Annotated in this window: 18 protein-coding genes and 2 tRNA genes; 3 read left to right on the forward strand and 17 right to left on the reverse strand. The window is 49.4% G+C overall.

Annotated elements, in window-relative coordinates:
• Positions 1-40: 40 nt before the first annotated feature.
• The 13 genes from ACQ6WK_RS12205 to ACQ6WK_RS12265 all read right to left on the reverse strand — a co-directional run bounded on the left by ACQ6WK_RS12205 (position 41) and on the right by ACQ6WK_RS12265 (position 13338).
• Positions 41-730, reverse strand: a complete 690-nt coding sequence (locus ACQ6WK_RS12205; protein WP_432797659.1) for an ABC transporter ATP-binding protein — start codon at positions 728-730, stop codon at positions 41-43.
• Positions 727-1764, reverse strand: coding sequence for a hypothetical protein (locus tag ACQ6WK_RS12210; protein WP_432797660.1), 1038 nt, complete (start codon positions 1762-1764; stop codon positions 727-729). The genes ACQ6WK_RS12205 and ACQ6WK_RS12210 overlap by 4 nt, the downstream gene beginning before the upstream one ends.
• On the reverse strand, positions 1712-1900 hold the full coding sequence (locus tag ACQ6WK_RS12215) for a hypothetical protein (RefSeq protein ID WP_432797661.1): 189 nt from the start codon (positions 1898-1900) through the stop codon (positions 1712-1714). The genes ACQ6WK_RS12210 and ACQ6WK_RS12215 overlap by 53 nt, the downstream gene beginning before the upstream one ends.
• Positions 1872-3008 (reverse strand): hypothetical protein, encoded by a 1137-nt coding sequence (locus tag ACQ6WK_RS12220; RefSeq protein WP_432797662.1) that lies wholly within the window; start codon positions 3006-3008, stop codon positions 1872-1874. Before ACQ6WK_RS12220 ends, ACQ6WK_RS12215 begins: the two co-directional genes overlap by 29 nt.
• Before the next feature lie 95 nt (positions 3009-3103).
• Positions 3104-4420: a hypothetical protein gene (locus tag ACQ6WK_RS12225; protein ID WP_432797663.1), complete on the reverse strand. Its 1317-nt coding sequence runs from the start codon at positions 4418-4420 to the stop codon at positions 3104-3106.
• Between the two features lie 20 nt (positions 4421-4440).
• Complete coding sequence (locus ACQ6WK_RS12230) at positions 4441-5076, reverse strand: hypothetical protein (RefSeq protein WP_432797664.1); 636 nt, start codon at positions 5074-5076, stop codon at positions 4441-4443.
• A 166-nt stretch (positions 5077-5242) separates the two neighbouring features.
• Entirely contained in the window at positions 5243-5731 is a 489-nt protein-coding gene (locus ACQ6WK_RS12235) for a hypothetical protein (protein WP_432797665.1), read from the reverse strand.
• A 568-nt stretch (positions 5732-6299) separates the two neighbouring features.
• Positions 6300-6373: transfer RNA gene (locus ACQ6WK_RS12240), tRNA-Pro, on the reverse strand.
• Between the two features lie 86 nt (positions 6374-6459).
• Positions 6460-8988: a hypothetical protein gene (locus tag ACQ6WK_RS12245; protein ID WP_432797666.1), complete on the reverse strand. Its 2529-nt coding sequence runs from the start codon at positions 8986-8988 to the stop codon at positions 6460-6462.
• 111 nt (positions 8989-9099) lie between these two features.
• The gene (locus tag ACQ6WK_RS12250) at positions 9100-9897 is read right to left on the reverse strand and encodes a type II secretion system protein (RefSeq protein ID WP_432797667.1); all 798 of its coding nucleotides are present in this window, start codon (positions 9895-9897) and stop codon (positions 9100-9102) included.
• 121 nt (positions 9898-10018) lie between these two features.
• A complete protein-coding gene (locus ACQ6WK_RS12255) occupies positions 10019-10849 on the reverse strand; it encodes a LamG-like jellyroll fold domain-containing protein (protein ID WP_432797668.1) in 831 nt (276 codons plus the stop codon).
• Between the two features lie 396 nt (positions 10850-11245).
• On the reverse strand, positions 11246-12100 hold the full coding sequence (locus ACQ6WK_RS12260) for a LamG-like jellyroll fold domain-containing protein (RefSeq protein WP_432797669.1): 855 nt from the start codon (positions 12098-12100) through the stop codon (positions 11246-11248).
• Between the two features lie 161 nt (positions 12101-12261).
• Positions 12262-13338, reverse strand: coding sequence for a substrate-binding domain-containing protein (locus ACQ6WK_RS12265; RefSeq protein ID WP_432797670.1), 1077 nt, complete (start codon positions 13336-13338; stop codon positions 12262-12264).
• A 299-nt stretch (positions 13339-13637) separates the two neighbouring features.
• Between ACQ6WK_RS12265 and ACQ6WK_RS12270 the strand changes: the two genes are divergently transcribed.
• The 3 genes from ACQ6WK_RS12270 to lpxB all read left to right on the forward strand — a co-directional run bounded on the left by ACQ6WK_RS12270 (position 13638) and on the right by lpxB (position 16020).
• Positions 13638-14597 carry a diguanylate cyclase gene (locus ACQ6WK_RS12270; RefSeq protein WP_432797671.1) on the forward strand — a complete coding sequence of 320 codons (960 nt, stop codon included), beginning with the start codon at positions 13638-13640 and terminating at the stop codon, positions 14595-14597.
• 86 nt (positions 14598-14683) lie between these two features.
• Positions 14684-14767: transfer RNA gene (locus tag ACQ6WK_RS12275), tRNA-Leu, on the forward strand.
• A 92-nt stretch (positions 14768-14859) separates the two neighbouring features.
• Entirely contained in the window at positions 14860-16020 is a 1161-nt protein-coding gene (lpxB, locus tag ACQ6WK_RS12280) for a lipid-A-disaccharide synthase (RefSeq protein ID WP_432797672.1), read from the forward strand.
• A 380-nt stretch (positions 16021-16400) separates the two neighbouring features.
• Here the strand turns inward: lpxB and ACQ6WK_RS12285 are convergent, their stop codons facing one another.
• From ACQ6WK_RS12285 to ACQ6WK_RS12300, 4 genes are all read right to left on the reverse strand, one after another.
• The gene (locus ACQ6WK_RS12285) at positions 16401-16676 is read right to left on the reverse strand and encodes a hypothetical protein (protein ID WP_432797673.1); all 276 of its coding nucleotides are present in this window, start codon (positions 16674-16676) and stop codon (positions 16401-16403) included.
• Positions 16677-17714: 1038 nt separating this feature from the next.
• Positions 17715-19784 (reverse strand): elongation factor G, encoded by a 2070-nt coding sequence (fusA, locus tag ACQ6WK_RS12290; protein ID WP_432797674.1) that lies wholly within the window; start codon positions 19782-19784, stop codon positions 17715-17717.
• A gap of 178 nt (positions 19785-19962) precedes the next feature.
• Positions 19963-21702 carry an ArnT family glycosyltransferase gene (locus tag ACQ6WK_RS12295; protein WP_432797675.1) on the reverse strand — a complete coding sequence of 580 codons (1740 nt, stop codon included), beginning with the start codon at positions 21700-21702 and terminating at the stop codon, positions 19963-19965.
• 77 nt (positions 21703-21779) lie between these two features.
• On the reverse strand, positions 21780-22469 hold the full coding sequence (locus ACQ6WK_RS12300) for a glycosyltransferase family 2 protein (protein ID WP_432797676.1): 690 nt from the start codon (positions 22467-22469) through the stop codon (positions 21780-21782).
• Positions 22470-22568 lie beyond the last annotated feature (99 nt).

The following is a 22568-nucleotide window of genomic DNA, read 5'->3' on the forward strand; positions in this document are numbered from 1 at the left end:
CTTGCTTGATTATATACGCATTAATTATCTATATACCGCACTACTTTGATTGGTTCGAGGTAACAACCGGCGCCTGATCATGCGCACATAATTCACCACATTCAATGATCCGATCTGCCGTACCAAACAAGCGATGATCGTGACTCGCAACCACCACACACTTGCCCTGTTTTCGCAGTTCATCTAGCATCGCCGCGATCAGCGCGGTGTTTTCATCATCAAGCCCACTGGTCGGCTCATCCAATAGCACTACCGGCGCATCCTTCACCATCGCCCTTGCAATCGCCACGCGCTGCCGTTGACCGCCCGAGCATTCCCGTGGCCGATCGTGCAGTTTCTTCTCGATTCCCAATCGTAACAGCCAGTAATCGCGACGCTTTTCATAAACCCGCCTCGACATCCCCGCCATCGAACTACTGATCCACATGTTTCGATCCACTGTCGCGTTCGGCAGCAAATTGAGTTCCTGAAACACATACCCCAAATGCTCGCGCTGAAATCGCCCATCAGGCAACTGGCCCTCCGGCGGCACCGAGATCCTCCCGCCTTGCATCTTCAAGTAACCCGCGATCAAACACAGCAACGTCGACTTGCCACAACCAGAGTAACCCTTCAGCACCGTCACTTCATCATGCAAATCAAGATCAAGCCCGCGGAAGATCCACCCGCCCTTGCGTGTGTATCTAAAATCTAATCCTCTTATCTCTATGCGCTGATTAGACTGGCTCATGACAGATCCCTCCCGATCTCGCCGCCAACCCCACGCATCACCGGGATCAAACTCATTAAGATCCCTGCGTTCACAAACCCACCAATCACCGGCAACTCTTCAAGCAACACACCAAATACCACATCATAACTCACACTGCCAGCCTGATATCCAAACGATTCAAACGCGATCGGCATCCCCCATACCATCCCCAGCCATGTTAGCGCCAGCGCAGCATTACTCACCAGCACCCCCTCAATAAACTGCCGCACCACCAAGATCATCCCTGGTGCTCCCATGCTGCGAAGCACCAGATTCACCTGCCGATTCTCATACATCTCCAACACCACCAGCAAGCTGAAAACCACAGAAATCCCAGTTCCAAATACAATAATCAAAACCGCCCGCCAACCGGTTAACTGACCACGCAACGCCCCCAATTCGTCTGCCGCTTTAAGTGCATGTACTACCTGACAGTTATTCAAACCCTGATCACGCAACCAATGGGTCAAGCCATAATGCACCGTACGCAACCCCACTTGCTCATCGTCGTGCTCATAGACCGTTACCATGTTTACCATTGGATGAACCGGCAACACGCCATCATCTGCCAGCAACAATAGCTCTGTCTCATTATCTACCAAACTCATCCATGAAAGTGGTCGCGCCACCACCGCCTCTACCTCATAATGATTCACCCAGCACGTGATCACCGTACCCGGCTCTAACTGCTCATTGATCAAAATATTCTTGCCATCCGCAGCAACATCTCCAAAAGTCGCCTGCCACTTCGCTGGCTGATACGCAAAAATCTTAACCCGCTGCCCTAATGATGTTTCAGCATAAAAATAGGTTCGCCGCAATTCATACAGCGCATAATTGTTCTCAAGCGTGCGCCAAAAAGTGCCAACCTGCATCGCCTGCACCCCCTCAGCCGAACGGCGTGATGTTTGCGTCACCACAATTCGATTCAAACCAATTGCTGTAATCCGAGATTCAACCTCACTCTTCGCCAGATGAAACAAAAGCAAAATCGCCGTGGCTGTCGACGTCATCAAAGCCACCATCACAAATCGCGCCAACACACTTGACGGCCGCTGTCGCCAGCGCGCAAGCTGGTCCATCAGCAAATACAGCGTTAGGGGAGACAGCCGCCGCAGCATCAAGAACCACCACGATCAATCGCCACATGATACGGGCCCACAGCTATTACCTTCGCACCCGGCCATGTCTTCTGCACCCCCGCATCCCAGTCGCTTCCGTTAAAAACACCGGCTTTCTCCGACAACAAAATCGACTTCGGCACAACATATACACGCTTCGTCAACTGCCGACGTAAACCCACCGCCAACTGCATCCCCACCATCTGTCGTAACCGTTCTGTGTTCACATCACCGACCACATACCGCATCACCACCTGCGTCCGCCCCTCCGTATCCTCCTCCACAATCTGATCATAATACTTCGCTTCCACAATCTCCTTGCCTTGCAGCTTAAAACGGGCGTAAAGCTGTACTGGATCAGTAAACTGTGAATTTACATTCTTCAACCTCACCTCTAACAACAAGATAGATTGATCTCGCAATACACTAATCCGGTCACCTTGCTTAATCTCTGCCGGCTCGTCATGCAGTTGCTGCCACGTTTTATCTGCAATTGCCAACTTTAACTCACCATCAAATGCAGCGATCAACCACGATTGCCTCTCACGCTGCGCAAACTCAGTCTCTGCCTTTTCAAGCTCAATTCGCCCCTCTTCAAATCGCAAGCGATCTAGCTTAATCGTCCCAGACCCGTCTGTTGCCTGCTTCTCAGCCAACCCATACACGCGCTCTGCCAACTCCAACGATACCGAATCAAGCCGACTTGCTGCACCCGGCAACAGCTTCTTCAACAACTCACTCTGCTCCGCGTTCTTCTTTAAATGTACCAATGCATCACGAAGCTTCTTGGCCTCATCACGCGTTTTCTCAATCTCAATTTGTGCCTTCGGCGATTCAATCTCTTCGAGCAACCGTTCCTGCAATACCAACGTTTCTTGCTTAATATCAAGCAGCCGCCGTTCCAATTCCAAACGCTCCGGCGAGATCCGTCCCCAAACCTGCCCCTTCACCACAGCCTCACTATCGAGCAATGATCGCTCAATCACCAAACGCCCACCTTGCTCCGCCGTGGTAACTTGCTCCTGACGGGGTCGAATAGTAGTGATCACCCGTCCCATCTCTACATAATCTGACTGCCACGCCTCTCGCCACGCCCAAACCTTCGGCTCCACCTCTTCTGTGACTCCTCGCCCCATGATCCCTTCTTCCCCAACCTGGTCGCAACCGGCTATCAGCGCACTTATCACGCACACAACACCACCAAACCATAAGAATCGATCAACCGGCCACTTCATTCCTGACCTTTCACAAACACTTGCCAATAGGGGTCCCACGCCAACAACGGCAACATCAACTCCAAACGCTGCCGCTCTACCTCGGCAATCTTCATCTCAACACGCATTGCTGCCTGCATCAATGTCGAAACCGAATCTAAATCGCCCAACTCCGATGCATCACGAATAAGCTGCCGTTCATATTCGTAATCACGGATCGTCGCATCAAGCTTTGCAAGTTCATCCTGACGATGCGACAACTCCTGCACAAACTGCTTGATCTGTGCCTCACTCTGCTTACGCACATAGTCCCGATTAAACTCCGCCTGCCGTGTGGCACGCTTACGGTGCCCGCGCGTGTCTACCATGTAGTTGAGTCCGCCATGCACACGCATCTCATTAAAATCAGCCGTCTCGCTCTCGCCGCGATTAATCCGATACAACGTCGGCAACGCCAGCGACAAATCCAACGTCGGCAAGTATTGCAAATATTGAAGATCTACCCGTGCCTCACTCGCGACAATGTCTAGCGCGATCGCCTTGACCTGCATCGACTCGCTCAAATCTAAGTCCGAGCTGTATAGGCCTGCAGCTAGCATCCTGTCCAGTGGTAAAGAGTCTTCCACCAACTCCCAACGTACGTCATAGCGGTTGAACATTGCACTGGCCGCTTCAGAAATCTTCTTCTGCTCTGATAACCATTGATCGCGGCTTGTCTGTGTTTCCTTATAAGCCGCCTCGTCATCCTGATGCAGCATCCTGTCGTCCAGCATCATCCCCGTTAGCTCCAGCCATTGTTCCGCACGACGAGCTTGCTGAAACAAACCATACATCGTCAAAACCTGTTCACGATAAACCTTCTCACGTTGAATCTCCGCACCAAACAATTGCATGCGTGCCGAATATGCTCGGCGAGGCAAACTGATAAAGCCTTGCAACAGATTCACCACAAACATATTGAACGTCAAATTATTCTTAACCACATCTTCTTCAAACGCACGGTCAAACTCATCGATCGACAACCCATACCCCAAACGCATCGTCACCAATGGCATCAAATCTCGATAGACCTGTGCAATCCCGTCTTTGGCCTCTGACAGCGTGTTCTCTGCTGACTCAATCTCCAAATTCCCTTCATGTAGCAACACCAATGCTTCTCGCCAACCAATCCGTTGCACCGGCAAGCGATCTTTCTCCGCCTCAAACCCCCGCCAGATTTCGCGCATGTCCTGCTGTGCGACGTGTACATCCTCCGACGCATTCAATCGGCAACCCACCACCATCAAGCAAATGCACAACAACACACCAACACGTGTTACATCAATCGTCAACATTTGTCTTGTTCTACGATACGTCACAATACTGCTTCTTTATGATGAGCACCACTGCCTTGCCGAGTCGTCCTGTTCTGCTTACGGCGTAAACGCTCCATAGGAATCTTTACTAGAAAAAACATCGCGATCACAACACCCCGCACCCACCAATGCCCCGTCACAAAAAGCATACAAAATGCGCTGGCCACCAACACCCCCAATAGGAATCGCCCCACATGCTTCATCCATCTCGGTCCACCCAACGCACCTAGCACCACCGTCGGCAATAGCATCCCCACAAACACACTCGCCACACCCCATGTCTCCCACACACCTTCCATCATCCCCAGCCAACCCACCACTAGCTGCAACACCAACCCCGCCATCACCCCCGAAAAAGTCATCACGCAACCTTTACAAAAATACATCCCGCCAAAGTTCCAGACATGCTCCTCAAAGCACTTATCCGACGGATGGTGCGAAAAAACATATGGATTACGATCACGGATAAAGGCCCACAAAGATTCGCGTTGCCGCTCTCCCGGCTGCATCGCATACGCCATCATCAACCCCGCAAGTGAATCACGCTTGCTTGGCACAACCTCGCCCGCAGCTTTCTGCTTTCCATTTCTCGATTTCTTGCGAAATGATGCTGTTTGACGTTGACGCCGACCCATCCATGAACTCCAAACACAACTGATACACCCCAGATACATAAATTGCCGCCTAATACTGCCCATGATAAGAAAAAACAGGCCGACCTGCATAAACAGATCGGCCCGCATTCAATTCACTTTCACATCAGCCAATCATCAGATCAGCCAATGCTCATGCCATCCATCATTATGGCAGGACGAACGTACCGGCTGAAGTGGTAGCAACACCAGCACCTGCGCCATCCGCATCATACGCCAACGAGTACACACCTGATGTCTTCGCCTGAGTCGTGAAGGTTAGCGTGTAGGTATAAGTTGCGCCAACAGCAACAGTACCCGGTGCGCCTGATGCAGTCACTTCAAATGCAAGCGTAGCGGTAGCGCCCGCCCCGGGTGTATAGACCCAAGTTGTTCCAACAACTGTGTTACCTCTTTCACCATCGACTGTACCTGCAGTGGTACCCGTCGTACCGTTACCCGTCACCAAACCGCCAGCACTTGTGTCAATCGTGTCCGAACTTGTTCCATCTGTCCCGACGAATGCAGAACCGGTTGTGACTGTTGTTGGTGCAAGAATATCCTTATCATCACCACCACCGCCGCAACCCATTGCGACCGCTGACAGCGCGAACAAGAACATGACAGGTACATACCAATGCTTAAGAACTGATCCCATGCTATTTGCCTTTCAAATACTGTTTGGAAGAAATTGTTTTACCCTTGATCAGCTGAAATCAGAACAGTAAGCCCCCTGATCACAGCCTAACTTTAATGGTTACTTATAAACCACCCCGACACAATCGTCAAGCATTTTACGAACAGGCACATCTACGTTTCCCATTATCCACAAATAACTTACAGCTAACACTTGTTACCGTCGCATGACCTCGATCTAAGTTTTCTTTAAAAAAAGCATCACAATTTTCGCCCTCAACATCGTCCAAAACACACCAATCTTACAAACCTCGCCACCAATGCAAGTTACAGCATTCTCCTAAGTAGCATCATGCAGTCGCCGCAACACAACACACCATCAACGAGCAAAAAACCAAGTCAGATTCTTCCGAGTTCACCACCTAATCGCTCAGCCGCTGAAAGATAGTTGCCGCACGGTCAGTATCGCACAAAATATAATACACAATCACCAGAACGCCCATTGAAGATTTGTTATGAGCCACTCATCCTTCACCTACACCATCTGAACAACATCCACCGCAAAAAAGGTTCGTTCATTTGAATCTCAATCGGGGTGACAGGATTTGAACCTACGACCTCTTCGTCCCGAACGAAGCGCTCTACCAAGCTGAGCTACACCCCGCTTGCTGGTGGCCACATATTCTAACAATCTATCCTTCCCCGGACAAAAATATCTGAACATCCTCCCGCAACACTCACAGCCTTTAATCAATCCCGCTTCAACACCCACACTTCCGACACCGTCACCGATTTACCGTTCTCTACCGCCTTCTCAAACAACAACTCTAACTTCCCATCTTTTATCGCCTCTCGCGGCAGCTCAAACACATATGTACCTACTATCTCCTCACGTGGTTGTACTTCTCCAACAACCTTTCCATCTGCCTTCACCACAAAATGGTTCTCCGATCCCAGCGCAAAGCTCACTCCACTCGGCTTTGAACACGTCAACTTCACCTCATACTTCGCATCATGATCCAAACCAGCATACTTGAATCGCAAGCCTTTCTGCTTCTCAAACGCATACACATAACTCCGCTGGCTCGGCCGTGTTTCCGCACCCCATTTACCCGTCCCGTAATACATCTCTCCACTCCCCGCCACAAAGTTCGGCTGCATCCCCAGCTTCCCACAATCATCATAAAACTCACCTTCACCCACCACATCATAATTCACCACGCCATCAATCATCTTTCGCTTCGTCTCATCATCACCCGCCGCCATCGTTTTCTCAATCTTGTTTCGCAACCACGTCACCCCCACACCATCACGCCTTTCAATGTCCATGATCGCTATCGCACGAATCGCATTCCCCGCGTCGGTCTGATCGTCATAACGTTTCATTTCCGCTCGTAGCCGCTGCATTTCTTCACTTTCATTCACCGCATCCAGCACTCCCGCCGCCGCCTTCATTGCCGTGCCAAGATCACTCTCCAGCCCGTGTCGCAATAGAGTAATCGCTTCCGCATACACCGCTTTCTGCATTTCCCACTGCCGCAACAAATACAAATCAATCGCCGCCCGCTTGGCCAACATCGCAAAACGCCAATTGCCTTCCCGGTAATACACCGGCATCACGGCCTCAGCCTGTTTAACTAACGCATAAAACATCTCAAATCCCTCTTTAGCATCCTCCATGCTTACCGCATAGTTAGCCTCACCAACAAACACGGCTTCAGACAAAATCTCCCCCGCCGCATCACCGCAATAATATCCATAATAATCCCGTGCTAAATCACGCGCTCTCCGCTTCGGATCCCACAATTTCCTCAGCAAAAACTGCCGATTAAAATCGTCATACATCCCTTCTGAATAACCCAACATCCCTCGCACATACGGAAAACTTGCTGCAAAAATCTGTTCATATCTTGCGGGCCGCGCATTAAATGTTCGCCGTGGATGCACCTCTGCCAAGAGTGGGTCCATCACCTCCAATCCATACTGCGACCGCTTCCAGTGCGAAATGTCCGGCATCTCCCACACCTCAAGCTTTTCTCCATCCCCGCCATTGATCTGCTTAACCTTTGCCGCCAAAAACGCGCGATTCACATCGCCGCTCACATCCATCGGATAAATATCATTCTTCACGTTGTAACCATACGTCGAATTCTCCGAACTCGTCGGCGCATACACATAACCATCCAACCATGAATGCTCACCCTCTGAAATCTTCTCGAAAAGCCACGCATTCTCTTCACGATCAAATTCTTGATTCGTGATCAGCACTTTCGTTTCAGGATGATATCGCTTCACCATCTCACCCAGATCCTTGATGAGACCCCAGTAAGTCTTAACCCATGGGTAGCACTTATCACATTCACATCCTGCTACATCCGACGGAGCAAAACCAATCGCGTCCAGCTTACCAACACGCTTCACAAATTCTTCTCGCGTCCGAATGATCATCTCCCGTGCTTCCGGGATACTCGGGCATGCATTGCCTCCGTGCAATCTGCCATGATCCGTCGCCTTCCACTCCTCTTTCATATGCCACTTACCGATGCCGTTAATTGAATTGAACGCCACGTAATCAACCCCATATTTTTCCGCCAACGCCCCCACTGACACATTTACTCCCTTCCCTGTCTTGGCGTCGAACCTCGAAAAATCTACCGGCACGTAACTTCCCCAACCATGTAATTTCTGATTTGCTCCCGCAAACAACAACGTCTCATAATTAAACACCTGCTCAGATTTTTCATACTTCCGTGCCCCCGTCGTCACTGCAGCACGATGATCCATCGCCTGCTTGAGCCCTCCGTTTGCGCCTCGCAGTGCAAATGTCGGTTTCCTCAAACCCTCAAGTCTATCTGTAAAATAAAACCCTATATCCGCAAGCCGTACCTGCCGCAGTACATGCCCCAAACCATACATCACGCCCCGTCTATCACTCGTATGTAACGTCACACGGTTACCTTCTTGCTTAAGCTCAAAACTCTCCTCTTCATGATCATCGCCGATCATAATCCGCAGATATACCACTCCCGCAGCATCCAACCGCACATCACCTTCTGTCTCCAGCACCCGCACATCAAATCCGTGGCGAAGCTTCAACAAATGTCGCCGAAACATATCAACCGTAACTGCATGCTCCTGCCGTACGTCTTTCTCTATCAACACGCACAGTGTTTGGTAAATTGCGCCGCCCTTCACTTCACCGTTGACCACACAACCTGCCCACACAACCGTCAACACGGCACACACACACGCCATCCATCCAAATCTAAGCAGCTGCATAAAGACCCTTTCACGGCTTTATCGCCGCGGTTTAACCAATCTCAATGATCCAAATTCACTAACGATTTACAAGCCATCCCCTCATAGTAAATCACAACACAATACTTTCATTTACCAGAAATACGGCCGATTCGGTCCGTGCTGGTACCGACCATCCGCAGATGTCTCTGGACGCTCACCATCTTTGCCTATCAAATCAACCGGTGCCCATTCGCCATGCCCATCTACAAACAAACGATTACTCCCCGGTAACTCGTTGAGAAAATAATCAAACGACACGCTCGTCGTACCCGAATTACTCACGCCATGATTCGAATCCGGCGTCCCTGCCGCTGCCCCCAAGAAGATATTTCGATCTGCCGTCACCACACCATCAACTTGATCCAAAAAACGTACCTGTGATGCCGCTGACCGCTTGGTTTCTAACCAACTACTGTCTGCAACATTCTTCTGACCATTGATCTTGTCCCCAAGGCCCGGCAAATACAAAATCCGCGAGGACCACTCACGTTCACCATCGCCATCAATATCTGCTGTCGTGCCCGGCACATTGCTTCCTGTTGAAGGGCAACTCACCACACGATCATCAATCGTATACCGACTTAACGGCTTCACCAAATACAAACTCGACCATCGCCAAGGAAAACCATTGTGCGGGGCATTATTCACCGCATGATTGCCATAATTCTTTGGCACTTCACCATCATGATCCACCGAATAAGTAATCACCGCCGTCGTAATCTGACGCTGATTGGTCATACACTGCGTCCGTACCGCCTGCTCACGCGCCGCCGCAAGTGCCGGCAGCAAAATACCAATGAGCAACGCAATAATTGAAATGACCACTAAAAGTTCAATCAACGTAAATCCACGCCGCATCCGCTCAAGCCATCCCATCTTCATTTCCATCGATTCATACTCCCGTATATGAGCAACATTTTACACAGCTACTTCTACAATCCATACACTTTGAAAGCGAAAAGGGGCGACTTACGCCCCCTTCCACGCATATACATAAATCAGTGAGACATTAGCGACGACGCATCAGCATCAAGCCACCCAAACCCAGAACCGCCGTGCCCATAGGCTCCGGCACAGGGTTAATGTACTTGTCCGCAAGGTAGCCCTCGATCGATTCAATCTGCGCCGTGTTCAAGCCACCGTTATAAACCAAAATCTCTGCGATCTGCCCATCAAGTCGACTACCACCGCCACCAGCTTGCGCACCGACCTGTAACCCACTCAATAAATCAGATCCTGTATTACCGCTACCAACAACCTTCGTACCATTGATACGCAGCTGTGATTGCGACGCGCTGCTACTGAAAATCGCGGTATAAACCTCAAACTCTCCCAACGAAGCTGTCGCACCATTATTGATGATCTGAGACCCACCAAAGATCGCATGCGTACCATTGCTTCGCGTGAACACCGCATGGCGTTTTCCGTTGCTAATGCCATCCACTAAAAAGCTGTTCGGACCACTGTCGCGAGACGCCACAATAAAAATGGTATTGGTTCGGCCGATCTCACCACCATCAAATGCCGCCGTCGCTAATGTTTGGCTGCCATCAAAATCAATCACCGAATGATTACCGTTGCCCGTGTTTGCCGTGACAAGTGTCGGACGCAATCCACCCGCCGCCACCGCATTGTCCGCAACACTTGCATCACCACCGCCACTTGCCTGGTCATTCAAAGAATCAACCAAAAGCGTCCCACCACTGTCTGTCACCGAAACATCTGTTGCGTCATAAGCCGCAAACAGCTTGCTCGTCACTGGTGGCGTCGCCGCTCCATGGCTAACACTACCTCCAACAAGCGCCAACACCGATACCATCATCAGTCCACATTTAGTCATGCTCTTCTCCTTTCAGGTAAATCATCTTATTTGTTCACATCGATTGACATGCCATTGCTGCCATCCAGTTAGGCCATGCCTACGAACCTGCTTACAAATAAAATTACAACCTGACACTCATGTTTCACAGACAAACTCCCAGAAGTTCATGCAACATGTTCATGCTGATATAACCACTACAACTCCCTTCAAACAAACCTCTTATAACCATCTCAGATCTCCATGTCCCACGAGTTGTTGCAAAACTCACTCAAATCCACACCTGAAACATATGCCCCGTTGACAAGCTGATAATCACACTTTTAACCAACCTCAGCCACGCAAATTGCACCATCCACACATGAAAGTTCTGCCGAAGCGCTAACCCCGACAGAACGCCTTACTAGGCGGCTTCCTTTATTTCATGCCACGCCGAAGCATAGCCATCAGCCCCGCAAGCCCTACCAAACCCATCACCCCAGGCTCAGGTACCTGCGCGTGCCAAACGTCATACAAATCTCCATCCGTTAGCGTCTTACTGCCATCAAGCGTCACCGACAACGCCGCATCATAAATACGGATGTCATCAATCATGCCATCAAACCCGTCGCCCAAACGTAAGCTTTTCCCACCGCTTGCTCGACTCAAGTTGTAAGCCCCAACTTCAGAATCGCCTGATTCCACGCCATCAAGATAGATCTTTGCCGTATTCGCACTGGAGATATAACGGATCGCATAGAAATGCCACAAACCATCATCAATCCTCGGAGATGGCTTTAGTAAATCACCGCTGCTATCGTTTGTGTCTTCAATGTTTGTAAAGATAAGACCAGCATTACCCCCATTATTTCCGCGCCGAATGGTCGAGATAAATCCGCCACCACTTGGGCCTGTCCCGCTGTTCCAACTATCCCAGAACTCTGGGCTCACCGTACCATCAGTCGGTAGCGCATTATGCTTCACCCACATCGTCACCGTAAAACTGCCATTCACACCCAGCGTGTTCAGATCACCAACATTCAGATAGTCAGATCCCGCAGAGCTGCCGGTTTGCACCGCCTTACCCATGTCATTCCCAAGCTGATTACTTCCCGCAGCAACAATTGACGTTGAGCCAATCGCACCGCCGTCAAGGCTGCCCGCTTGATCTTCATAAGTACCATCATCGAAGTTCCACTGAGCCACAAGCGCCGCATTTGCATGAACGCCCATTGCCGCCACACAACTTACCGCACACAATCCCGCGGTCCATTTTTTCCATAGTCGAAACATCTTCTAATCCTCCAATCGTAAGTAGTTTTTTGATCGGCAGTGACAATACGATCGCCACACGCGCCAGAATCTCTGGCGAATTTCATCTTCATTAGAAAAAACACACAGTATAAAACGCTTAAAAAAAACAGATCTAAATCAAAAACAATACACTCCGAAGATCAACCTCCCCTATCAAGAGGTCCTCGCTCCAATGATTCATACGATACTGACGGAATGATCAGCGGCTCCAAGCTAAGCTGGAACGTACGCCCCTCACCAGGCCGCAACATACTCCACACCAATTGCTCAACCGCACGCCGCCCCAACAACTCCGGGCCAATATCAATAGATGCCGGCCTCGGATCAAGACCCGACAAATAACTCTGCTCATTCCCAATCGACACCACCGTCACATCCCTGCCCGGCTCAACCCCCCGACGACGAAGCATCGGATACACCATCGATGTCACTATATCTACAGGCAACAGCATCCCTGTTGGTCGTGGCGACATCGCAACATACTGGTCCACAAGCGGCCGTAATAACGGCACAAGCTGATCCAGTTCAATCTCATCAATCATCACCACTTCATCGCCCGCACCTCCCTCACAGGAAAGTGTCTCGGCACCCATTCCTGCATCCTTTGCCGCATGCACGAACGCATTCCCCCGACAGGTCCACACTTGATAACTCGGTACAGGATTCAAAAACACAACCCTTTTATGGCCCTGCTCCGCAAAATGCCGTGCAACACTCACACCAATTGCCTCATTCCCCGGCAAAATATAGTCCGTATCCCCCAATGCATGCGAGGTAATCTCAACAGTCGGCACATCCTTCAACAATTCTGCCAACTCGTCGTAGCACTCAGAAGCCGCAAGCAACACCCCCGAAAATTCCCCGTGACGCAACGCCCACGGCAACGGCATACCCGGCTCAATCAAAATCATCTGCAAATTCATATCCAACTCAGCCAGCGCCAAACTGATCCCGTGCAACTGCTGCACATATAAATTTGGATGCCGTAAATAACCACCTCGTTCCTGCACCCATGCAACCGTCTTACCCGCCAACGAATCCCAGCGGCGCGTACTCCTCGCTTGCCGGCGTAGCTGCATCGGCTCTAACGACATTTTCTTGATCAGAGCTCTGATCGCTGCAGCTTTTTCTTTCGACACACCCGGACGATCATTAATGACCCGTGAAACCGTAGCCGTCGAAACCCCTGCTGCTTTTGCAATTGATGCAAGTGACATGCTGCACATCATACACGCAAACAAGCAAAACGCAACAGTTTTACGCAATTGCGTAAAATTTTACGTATTTGTTTCGTAGCTGTCTTATTGCCGGCCTAAAAAGCCGGATATTTCAGACGGCAAGCCTGGATGGCAAATTTTCCATAGTAATTCACATTAATTTGGCGTCGCTGAATCACCCAAAACACCATCCATTTTATACCGAGCTCAACCTGCCCTCCCGTTTAAGTGTTACCCCTATATCACCGATTTTAATAGACACATTCGTTACCCTCGCCTGTGTAACCGAGGGCGATCATATGCAAAACGGTTCAAACCATCTCCGCGCCATACTCGACCAAATCCACGATGGCATTTATTTCGTCGACCCAGACCGTCGCATCACCTATTGGAACAAAAGCGCCGAACGCATCACCGGCTACTCCGCCGACCAAGTCATCGGACAATATTGCTTCAACAACATCCTCTCGCACGTCGACGAACGAGGCTCGCCACTTTGTCATCATGGTTGCCCGCTCAAAAGCACCATCGATACCGGCTCCCCCACAACAGCTGAAATCTACCTCCACCACAAAGATGGCCACCGCGTTCCTATCTGCGCCCGCTGTGCTCCTATGCTCGACGAAAACAACAACATCATTGGCGGCATCGAAACTTTCTCCGAGGCAACCACCCACGTGCACGACAAAAACCGCATTGAAAAACTTGAACGTGCCGCCTTGCTCGATCCACTCACGCAACTTCCCAATCGGCGATACATCGAATCGTTTATTGAATCAAAATTTGAAGAACAAAAACGGCATCAATGGCCTTTCGCCATCATCATGTTCGACATCGATCGATTCAAAAACATCAACGATTCCTTCGGCCACAACTTCGGCGATCAAATCATTAAGCTCGTCTCAAAGACACTACACCATGCCACCCGGCAATACGATCTCATCGGACGTTGGGGCGGTGAGGAATTTATCTCTGTCATCTCGCATGCCAAACCTGACAAACTCTACAACACCGCAGACCGCATGCGAATCATGATCGAGCAATCATCTATCAAGCATCAAGATCGCCCCTTCTCCACCACCGTCTCCGTCGGGGCTACTCTCGCCAAACCAGACGATACACTCCCATCAATCATTAATCGTGCTGATACCCTGCTCTATCAATCCAAACACGCCGGCCGTAACCGCACCACCACCGATCTTCATGACGAACCTGCCTCCTTATCCCTGTCCGTCCTTGAAAAAACTTCAGCCTCCTAGCTCGGCCCATCCAATCCATACAACACAAACTTGCCAATACCACAGACTTCCGTAAAATTGGTCCTCTGGTCACACTACCACCCCTTGCCGGAGTGGCGGAATTGGCAGACGCGTCGGATTCAAAATCCGATTCTGGCAACAGAGTGTGGGTTCGAGTCCCACCTCCGGCATTCTTCTCTCTTTTTTTATTGCTCACACATTTCTCCCCAATCATCACCTAGACGCAACCTCCGCCCAATCTTTCAGATAACATATCCTTCAAATGTCCGTCCCAAACACCATCCTCTTTTCCGCCTTTGAGCCCTCCGGCGATGCTCTCGCCTCGCGCCTCATCACTGAACTTAAAAACAGACTTCCTAACCTCGACATCCTTGCCTTTGGCGGGCCACGTATGCAAGCCGCCGGTGCAACACTCATCGAACAAACCACCTCTGATGCGGTTATGCTCGCCGGCGCCATCAAGCACGCCAAAACTCATTACGACCGACTTAAACGCGCCGCCAAATGGCTTAAGCAAAACAAGATCGACGCGCTCATCCCCACCGATTCACCTGCTGCAAACTGGGGTATGTGCAAAAACGTTCGCAAACTTCAACCCCACGCAAAGGTCATCCATCTCGCCGGCCCCCAACTCTGGGCATGGGCACCATGGCGCATCCGTAAACTCCGCCGCCTTTCCGATCACGTCCTCTGTCTTCTCCCATTCGAACCCGACTGGTTCAGTTCCCGCGGCGTGCCCGCCACCTTCGTTGGACACCCACTTTTCGAAGAAGAACACGCCAGCCACGAAATTGATCACACACTCGACCTCCCACAAACCACAGGCACCAAGCTCGCCATCCTCCCCGGATCACGCGCTTCCGAAATCGATAAGAACTGGCCGACCATGCTCGCCGCTTACAAACAACTCAAACAACAACACCCCACGCTCTCCGCCGTTGTCGCCGCTGCCGACGACGACCGCAAAGCCGCCATCCTTTCACACGCAAACAACACGCTTGCCGATGACATGCACCTTGTCACCGGCAAGGCGGGATCCGTCCTGGACTGGGCCGATCTCGGGCTCATTGTCTCCGGCACCGCCACCTTGCAAGCCGTCACACATCAAACACCACTCGTCTCACTCTACAACATCAACAAAATGACATGGAAATTGATTGGACAATTCCTCGTCCGCTCCCGCCCGCTTACACTCCCCAACATCATCAGCACACACCTCGGCCTCGGGCAAGCCACACCCGAACTCATGCCACACTTCGGTGAAATCCCACCGGTTACAAGCGCCGTCAATGAGTTGATCACCAACCCCGACAAGCGAGATCACCAAATCCAAACCTTCAAGGCCATCTGCGACACGTTTAATGCTAAGCAATTCTCTATCGCCGCTGCAGATGCATTCCAAGCCATCACCATCGCAAGCTAATACATCTCTATATCACAACACATCAATCAACCACAAGATAGTTCGTGCCGCATCTGTTCACACATGCGTGATTAACTCTAACGCATAAATCACGATCAATCAGTACGAACCCCTACTTCGCAATTATCATGACACACAATTTTATCCCAAAGCCGCCTTACCACATACGATACACCCGTTAATTCACAGCAACACACCGCACAACACGCCTAAGTCTTTGATTACCAATAAATAAAGAAGACGCCCGTTAAGGACGTCTTCTTCATTGACTAGCTCCGAGGCGCTGTGAGAGGTTGAAAATGCTTCTGTCGTATTTCGGAGCGACAGATTTGATTCAACAAGTTGCCGGGTGACTCACCCAGCGGGTTTAAAGAAGCGTATTATTTCTTCTTCTTCGTAGCTTTACGCTTAGCAACTTTCTTCTTGGCTTTTTTCTTCTTAGCCTTTTTCTTGGTTGCTTTCTTCTTCGCTACCTTCTTCTTACCTTTTTTCTTGGTAGCTTTCTTCTTCGCTACTTTCTTCCTGGCTTTCTTCTTAGTAGCTTTTTTCTTTGCTACTTTCTTCTTAGCCTTTTTCTTTGTAGCTTTCTTCTTAGTTACCTTCTTCTTGGTTGCCTTCTTCTTGGCAGCCTTTTTCTTAGATTTCTTCTTTGCCATGGCTTAATATCCTTTCAGTCGACCGTCGGAGCTTAGGATTCAAAAGTTAACTGTAACGAGTATACAAAAACCAAGTCAATAAAAAACTTCCATTGCGCCAAATTTATCGGCATGCAACATCACATCTCTTGAGCAGTTTTTCACTCGCAACCATACACAACACATACATTCAAACCTCTTTCGGCCAACATCAACATCAAAACAGCATCAACATATACGCATCAAACATCAATCGCATGCACATGAATGTGATACCTACCAAACACATTGATACCACTCCAAATATCAAGCGATCATACCCATATAAGCGGTATCACAAATGCTAAAAACATGCATATCTACAGCCTTAAATACATCACATTTCAATCGCATCACCTTTTCAAAAAACCGCATTTAAATAACGTGAAGGGCATTTTTCTGCGTCCTTCATGGCATCATCAACATAAGTTTGCGTTACTATCAACAAGCTAAACATGCATCAGCATGCACTATAAGCCATAGCAAAAAATGCACCGTTCAAATGATCGCTAGAATGCCCATTGACACACTATTTTTGCATCCTGTTCTACTTCAAAAAAAATTTGTTTCGTGCCTTACAACATGCATGAGACGCCGTTAGTACAACCCTATTTCTTACCCTGATATTTTTTTGAGAAACCCCCATGGCAGGCTAAAAATCGTTGTTTATTCGGACGTTTTTCTTACACCGAACTGTCGTTTTGCATCGTCGAGGCACGCTTGCGTGCGGTTACGCATAAACAAACACCTTCAACTGATCATTCTGCGGCAATACTTTCATCGTTATCTTGATCACAATGATTCATACAACTACAAACCCTGATATGTTTGATGGCACTGATGTCATTGCCAATGACACCGTGCTGATTGAGTACAGACAAGTAATCGCGCATTTGAAAAAACCGCGGACATAATCCGCGGTTTCTGTATGACTCAAGTGTGATGATGCTCATCATTCAATGCTGCAGTGCATTTACTTTACATCGAACACATCAAGTGGCGCAATGAAGATTATGAATGTTAATCTTCTTCTTCCTGCGGCTTGTACTCGGCCATCACCTGCTGCTGAATGTTCGACGGCACAGGATCATAATGATCGAATTCCATCGAGAAGGAACCTTGTCCACCAGTGACGGATTTAAGTTGCGATTGGTAGTTCACCACTTCGGACAGAGGCACGATGGCTTTGATCATGGCTTGATCGCCGGGCAACATGTCGGTGCCTTGGATGCGACCGCGTTTGCCGGAAAGATCGCCAGTAATGTCACCCATGTGCTGATTAGGTACGGTGACTTCGATACTGACCATCGGTTCAAGAATGACTGGTTTTGCCTTCTGAACCGCATCAAGGAAAGCACGTTTGCCTGCAGCAATAAAAGCGACTTCCTTCGAGTCCACCGCGTGATACTTACCGTCATACACAGAGACTTTCACGTCTTGGAATGGATAACCAGCAATAGCGCCGTTCTCAAGCACCATGCGGATCCCCTTCTCAATGGCGGGGATGAATTGCTGAGGAATAGACCCGCCGAAAGTATCATTTTTAAACTCGAAGCCATCACCGCGATTGAGCGGCTCAATGCGAAGATACACTTCACCGAACTGACCTGCTCCACCTGTTTGTTTCTTATGACGGTGATGGCCTTCTGCTTTGCCAAGGATCGTTTCACGGTAAGCAATCTTCGGTGGCTTGGTATCCACTTCCACGTTATAACGCGTTTTTAGTTTTTCGAGGATAATGCGCAGATGAAGATCGCCTAGGCCGCGGATCACGGTTTCATGTGTGGTTGAATCACGGGTGACCTTAAAGCAAGGATCTTCTTCCTGAAACTTGTGTAGACCATCAGCAATTTTCTGCTCGTCACCACGCTTCTTGGGCGAGATCGCTAATCCTGCCAACGGTTCAGGGAAGGACAGCGGCAAGAGGTGAATGTTGTCCTCATCATGTGAATCGTGCAGCACTGCATCGAAGTGAATTTCTTCAATCTTCGCAACGGCAGCGATGTCGCCGGGGATAGCCTGCTTGATCTCGACATGCTTAGCACCTTGAAGCTTGAATAGGTGGCCAACCTTGAAGGGTTTCTTAGATTCACCAATATTCACATCATCGATGTAAAGCTGTGATTCTTTGGTGACTGTGCCTTGGTGAATACGAAATGCGCAAAGCTTGCCGACATAGGGGTCAATCTTGATGGAAAACACGTGGGCAAGTACATGCTTAGCTGGATCTGGATCGGCATGGATTTCGTGGTCCTTATCCTTGCCTTTGATGAAAGGGCGTGGGTTGCCTTCGGTGGGATTGGGTGCGAGCTTCGCAAAGACATCCAGCAGTTCATCGACGCCTACAGAAGCAGCTCCGTGCGGTGCGCCAGCGGCAAAACACACAGGAATAAGATGTCCCTCACGGAGGGCTTTTTCAAAAGGCTCATGTAGCTGATCAGGCTTCACCTCACCTTGCTCAAGATAGATTTCCATGAGTTCCTCATCGACTTCGACAACTTGATCGATGATAGCGGTATGCGCATCTTCAACGGAGCCAAAGTCAGAGTCACCGGAGGGATTGAAGAAGCAGTCGACGACGGTGGTACCATTGTTTGCGGGGAGGTTGATGGGGAGACACTGCTTACCGAAGGTTTTTTGAATGGATTCAAGAAGCTGTGAGAGATTGATATTTGCGTGGTCAATTTTGTTAACGACAATCATGCGACAGAGGTTTCGCTCTGCAGCACGCTCCATCATGCGGCGCGTAAGGGGTTCGATCCCGTTGGCAGCGTTGATGACAACACATGCGGTCTCGACGGCGGGGAACATGGAAACTGCGTGCCCGAGGAAGTCGGGCATACCGGGAGTATCAACGATGTTGATATGCTTGCCGGAATAATCACAGTGCATGACGGATGATGCGAGTGAATGCTGATGGTGTTTTTCCTCATCGGTGAAATCAGAAACGGTGTCACCCGCTTCAATCGTCCCCATAGAACCAATCACGCCGGCTTTATGGAGAAGTGCCTCTGCGAGAAGCGTCTTTCCTGAACCGGCGTGGCCAACAAGTGCAATATTTCGTATGTCCGAAGTGGTATAGGTGGGCATGATAGGTGAACTCCTTTGCATTAGCCGAATTGAGCAAAAAAAGGGTACACACAGGCATAGCCAGTATAGGCGCGGACGAGGCGACCGCCAAGTGATGTAAGCGAGAATTAAGCGGACAATATAGGGGCGGGGGAAAGGCCGTGGGAAACCTAAAAATCTCAGAAAAATACTTGATTATTCAGGAGGGATCGGCCTCTCGAATGGCATTGGGATTTCGCGCATAAACGTAAACCGTTTGACGTGTCAACCAATCTTGGACGACGGGCATACGATCAAAGAGAAACCAGCGAGGGCACTGTGGCTGCAGTGTGCGGACACGGGTGTATCCGAGTTGTTCCAGGCTTTGAAAGTATTGAACATCTAAGAAAAATTCATCTCGGAACATCGCGGCTCGTGCGGGAAACTCGTGTGCATCAAGAATGAAATGGTATAAGCCGTTAGGAGCATAAATAACCTCAGGGCGATGATTTGGTTTTGTTTGTTCAATCTGTGCGATTGACTGCGGATCGAAGTGATAGCCAAGCATGGCGATGCGGTTTTTATTTTCGATACCGGGAGTAAGACTGAGAATATTGACGGTGGTTGACTTACCGTAGTGTGCACGCAGATCATGTTCAATGGCATGCTGGGTACTACCTGCTAATTGGATATGCAAGAATAATGCCCAGTAAAAATTGGTCACGACCAACAAAAGCATGGCCACATTGAAGATGACACGCGACGAATGGGAAAGCTTCTGATAAATCTGATCAAAAAACACAATCAATAACGGTATGCACGCAAAAAAGAAGACCATATAGAAACGACCAACGACATAACCGATGGGCAACACGCCAAGGAATAGAACACTGAGTGGTGGCAGTGCAAGCATGATCCAATGACGTGGTCGAAAGACGAGAACGAACAGCAGTACAAAAGCAAAGACAATAACACCAGCCGGACCGAGATTATCAAGCATGGCCACTGCAATCTGACCGAAGTAGCCTGCATAGGAAAGTTGCCCAGAATCAAGCCCTCCACCCCATACAGCTGATGATGTTCCAATCCCGCCGGTCCAATGGAAAATGCGATCAAACCAGATACGCGGAGCATAGATGATGCTGAGCAGTGCATAAGTGATCACACCTGCAAGAAAAGACGCGATCATGGATTTGATCAAAAACAGTTTGCGGTTTGAATTACCTTTAAGTTGCCACCAGCAGAAGGGGATCAGCGCGAGATAGGGAAGAACGAAAAGTGGACCAGCAAGTTCCTTGGAGGAAATCGCGCATGAGGCGAATATGGACATCCACACAGCACGCTTCATGGTAAGACGATCGAAAACAATACGGCAATAACAGGCCAAAGCCAGTGCGATGAAGAGGATCATGGGGCCATCCGGCCGAGTATTGACCGCAAAACGGATCAAATAAATGTTGCTGAAGGCAAAAAGACAAAAAACAAAAGCGACAAGATGGCGGTTCGTGGTAAGACGTCGACAGCTGTACATGAAAATTGCGAGGATTACGAGCGAAAGAATGAGGAAGGTGATGCGACCAGCAAAGACGAGCGCAGAGAGTTGCTGAAGCGGATAATGCAGTCCGTAAGGGAAATCGCCGCTGGGATTCGTAAGCGAACCAGTGAAATACCAATAGGCGAGCATAGGCAGGTAGACAGGCGCAAGAAGCAAGTTAGGTAGTGGACCATATTTGTGAAATGAATTGCCGAAGGTTGAGTAAAATTTGAGAGCACGAATAGGCTGATAGCTCTCAGGAAGATATGACATGTAAGCGGGGAGCAAGTCAAATACAACCGGCATGCATAGCCAAGTAAACACAATAAGCGGCAACAGTATCCATAACGAGGTGCGCATAACCATCATTGCACGGCCTCGCCATGATGCATTCGCGATCAATGATTGTGAGTATGATGATGACATCTGCTACGCCGACACTGCGACACGTCATGCGAAACAAGTTGGCCTAACCACCAAGCCGCTTGTTATTGATTGAACCGTCATTTAAACACGTTGTATTTTATGATGCACCAAATAGCACGGCAGCCATCCTGCCAACCGATTTTCTTACCTTCTTCATAGGTGCGCCCGTTATAGGCGATCCCCACCTCAAAGATACGGCAGTTTTTACGTGCCAGTTTTGCGGTAATTTCAGGCTCAAAACCGAATCGATCTTCCTGGATTTTGATGTCCTGAATAATCTCGCGCTTGAACAGTTTGTAACATGTTTCCATGTCAGTAAGGTTCAAGTTGGTAAACATGTTGGAAAGCAATGTAAGAAATTTATTACCCATCGAATGCCAAAAGTAGAGCACACGGTGCGATTCACCACCCGCAAAACGTGAACCATACACAACATCAGCTTTCCCACAATCAATCGGCCCAATCAGTTTATGGTACTCCATTGGGTCATACTCAAGATCAGCATCCTGAATGATCACCAGCTCACCCTTGGCTTCTTGGAAGCCGGTGCGCAATGCAGCCCCTTTACCCTGATTATGCTCATGGAAGGCAATGCGAATATTGCCATGCTTAGCTTCAAGCTCTTTAAGCTTGTCACGCGAATCATCAGATGAACAATCGTCGACAAGAATGATTTCCTTGTCGATATCAACAGCCTGAACCTGATCAACAATGTTCTCGATCGTTTTCTCTTCGTTATAAACGGGGATGACAACGCTGAGTTTCATGAGCTTAGCAATCTGTGCTGATGGTAATTTGTTTGAAATAACACCGGGAGATTTTACCCGGAAAACAGTTTTCATGCGGTCAACGACCAAATTTTGCGA

The organism is Poriferisphaera sp. WC338, from assembly GCF_050931845.1.
Taxonomy (GTDB): Bacteria; Planctomycetota; Phycisphaerae; order Phycisphaerales; family Phycisphaeraceae; genus Poriferisphaera.

Bases quoted from the DNA above. Each gene is read 5' to 3' on its own strand.
- ACQ6WK_RS12205 (WP_432797659.1), bottom strand. From the start codon at position 730: ATGAGCCAGTCTAATCAGCGCATAGAGATAAGAGGATTAGATTTTAGA.
- ACQ6WK_RS12210 (WP_432797660.1), bottom strand. From the start codon at position 1,764: ATGACGTCGACAGCCACGGCGATTTTGCTTTTGTTTCATCTGGCGAAG.
- ACQ6WK_RS12215 (WP_432797661.1), bottom strand. From the start codon at position 1,900: ATGTGGCGATTGATCGTGGTGGTTCTTGATGCTGCGGCGGCTGTCTCC.
- ACQ6WK_RS12220 (WP_432797662.1), bottom strand. From the start codon at position 3,008: ATGGGGCGAGGAGTCACAGAAGAGGTGGAGCCGAAGGTTTGGGCGTGG.
- ACQ6WK_RS12225 (WP_432797663.1), bottom strand. From the start codon at position 4,420: ATGTTGACGATTGATGTAACACGTGTTGGTGTGTTGTTGTGCATTTGC.
- ACQ6WK_RS12230 (WP_432797664.1), bottom strand. From the start codon at position 5,076: ATGGGTCGGCGTCAACGTCAAACAGCATCATTTCGCAAGAAATCGAGA.
- ACQ6WK_RS12235 (WP_432797665.1), bottom strand. From the start codon at position 5,731: ATGGGATCAGTTCTTAAGCATTGGTATGTACCTGTCATGTTCTTGTTC.
- ACQ6WK_RS12245 (WP_432797666.1), bottom strand. From the start codon at position 8,988: ATGCAGCTGCTTAGATTTGGATGGATGGCGTGTGTGTGTGCCGTGTTG.
- ACQ6WK_RS12250 (WP_432797667.1), bottom strand. From the start codon at position 9,897: ATGGAAATGAAGATGGGATGGCTTGAGCGGATGCGGCGTGGATTTACG.
- ACQ6WK_RS12255 (WP_432797668.1), bottom strand. From the start codon at position 10,849: ATGACTAAATGTGGACTGATGATGGTATCGGTGTTGGCGCTTGTTGGA.
- ACQ6WK_RS12260 (WP_432797669.1), bottom strand. From the start codon at position 12,100: ATGTTTCGACTATGGAAAAAATGGACCGCGGGATTGTGTGCGGTAAGT.
- ACQ6WK_RS12265 (WP_432797670.1), bottom strand. From the start codon at position 13,338: ATGTCACTTGCATCAATTGCAAAAGCAGCAGGGGTTTCGACGGCTACG.
- ACQ6WK_RS12270 (WP_432797671.1), top strand. From the start codon at position 13,638: ATGCAAAACGGTTCAAACCATCTCCGCGCCATACTCGACCAAATCCAC.
- lpxB (WP_432797672.1), top strand. From the start codon at position 14,860: ATGTCCGTCCCAAACACCATCCTCTTTTCCGCCTTTGAGCCCTCCGGC.
- ACQ6WK_RS12285 (WP_432797673.1), bottom strand. From the start codon at position 16,676: ATGGCAAAGAAGAAATCTAAGAAAAAGGCTGCCAAGAAGAAGGCAACC.
- fusA (WP_432797674.1), bottom strand. From the start codon at position 19,784: ATGCCCACCTATACCACTTCGGACATACGAAATATTGCACTTGTTGGC.
- ACQ6WK_RS12295 (WP_432797675.1), bottom strand. From the start codon at position 21,702: ATGTCATCATCATACTCACAATCATTGATCGCGAATGCATCATGGCGA.
- ACQ6WK_RS12300 (WP_432797676.1), bottom strand. From the start codon at position 22,469: ATGAAACTCAGCGTTGTCATCCCCGTTTATAACGAAGAGAAAACGATC.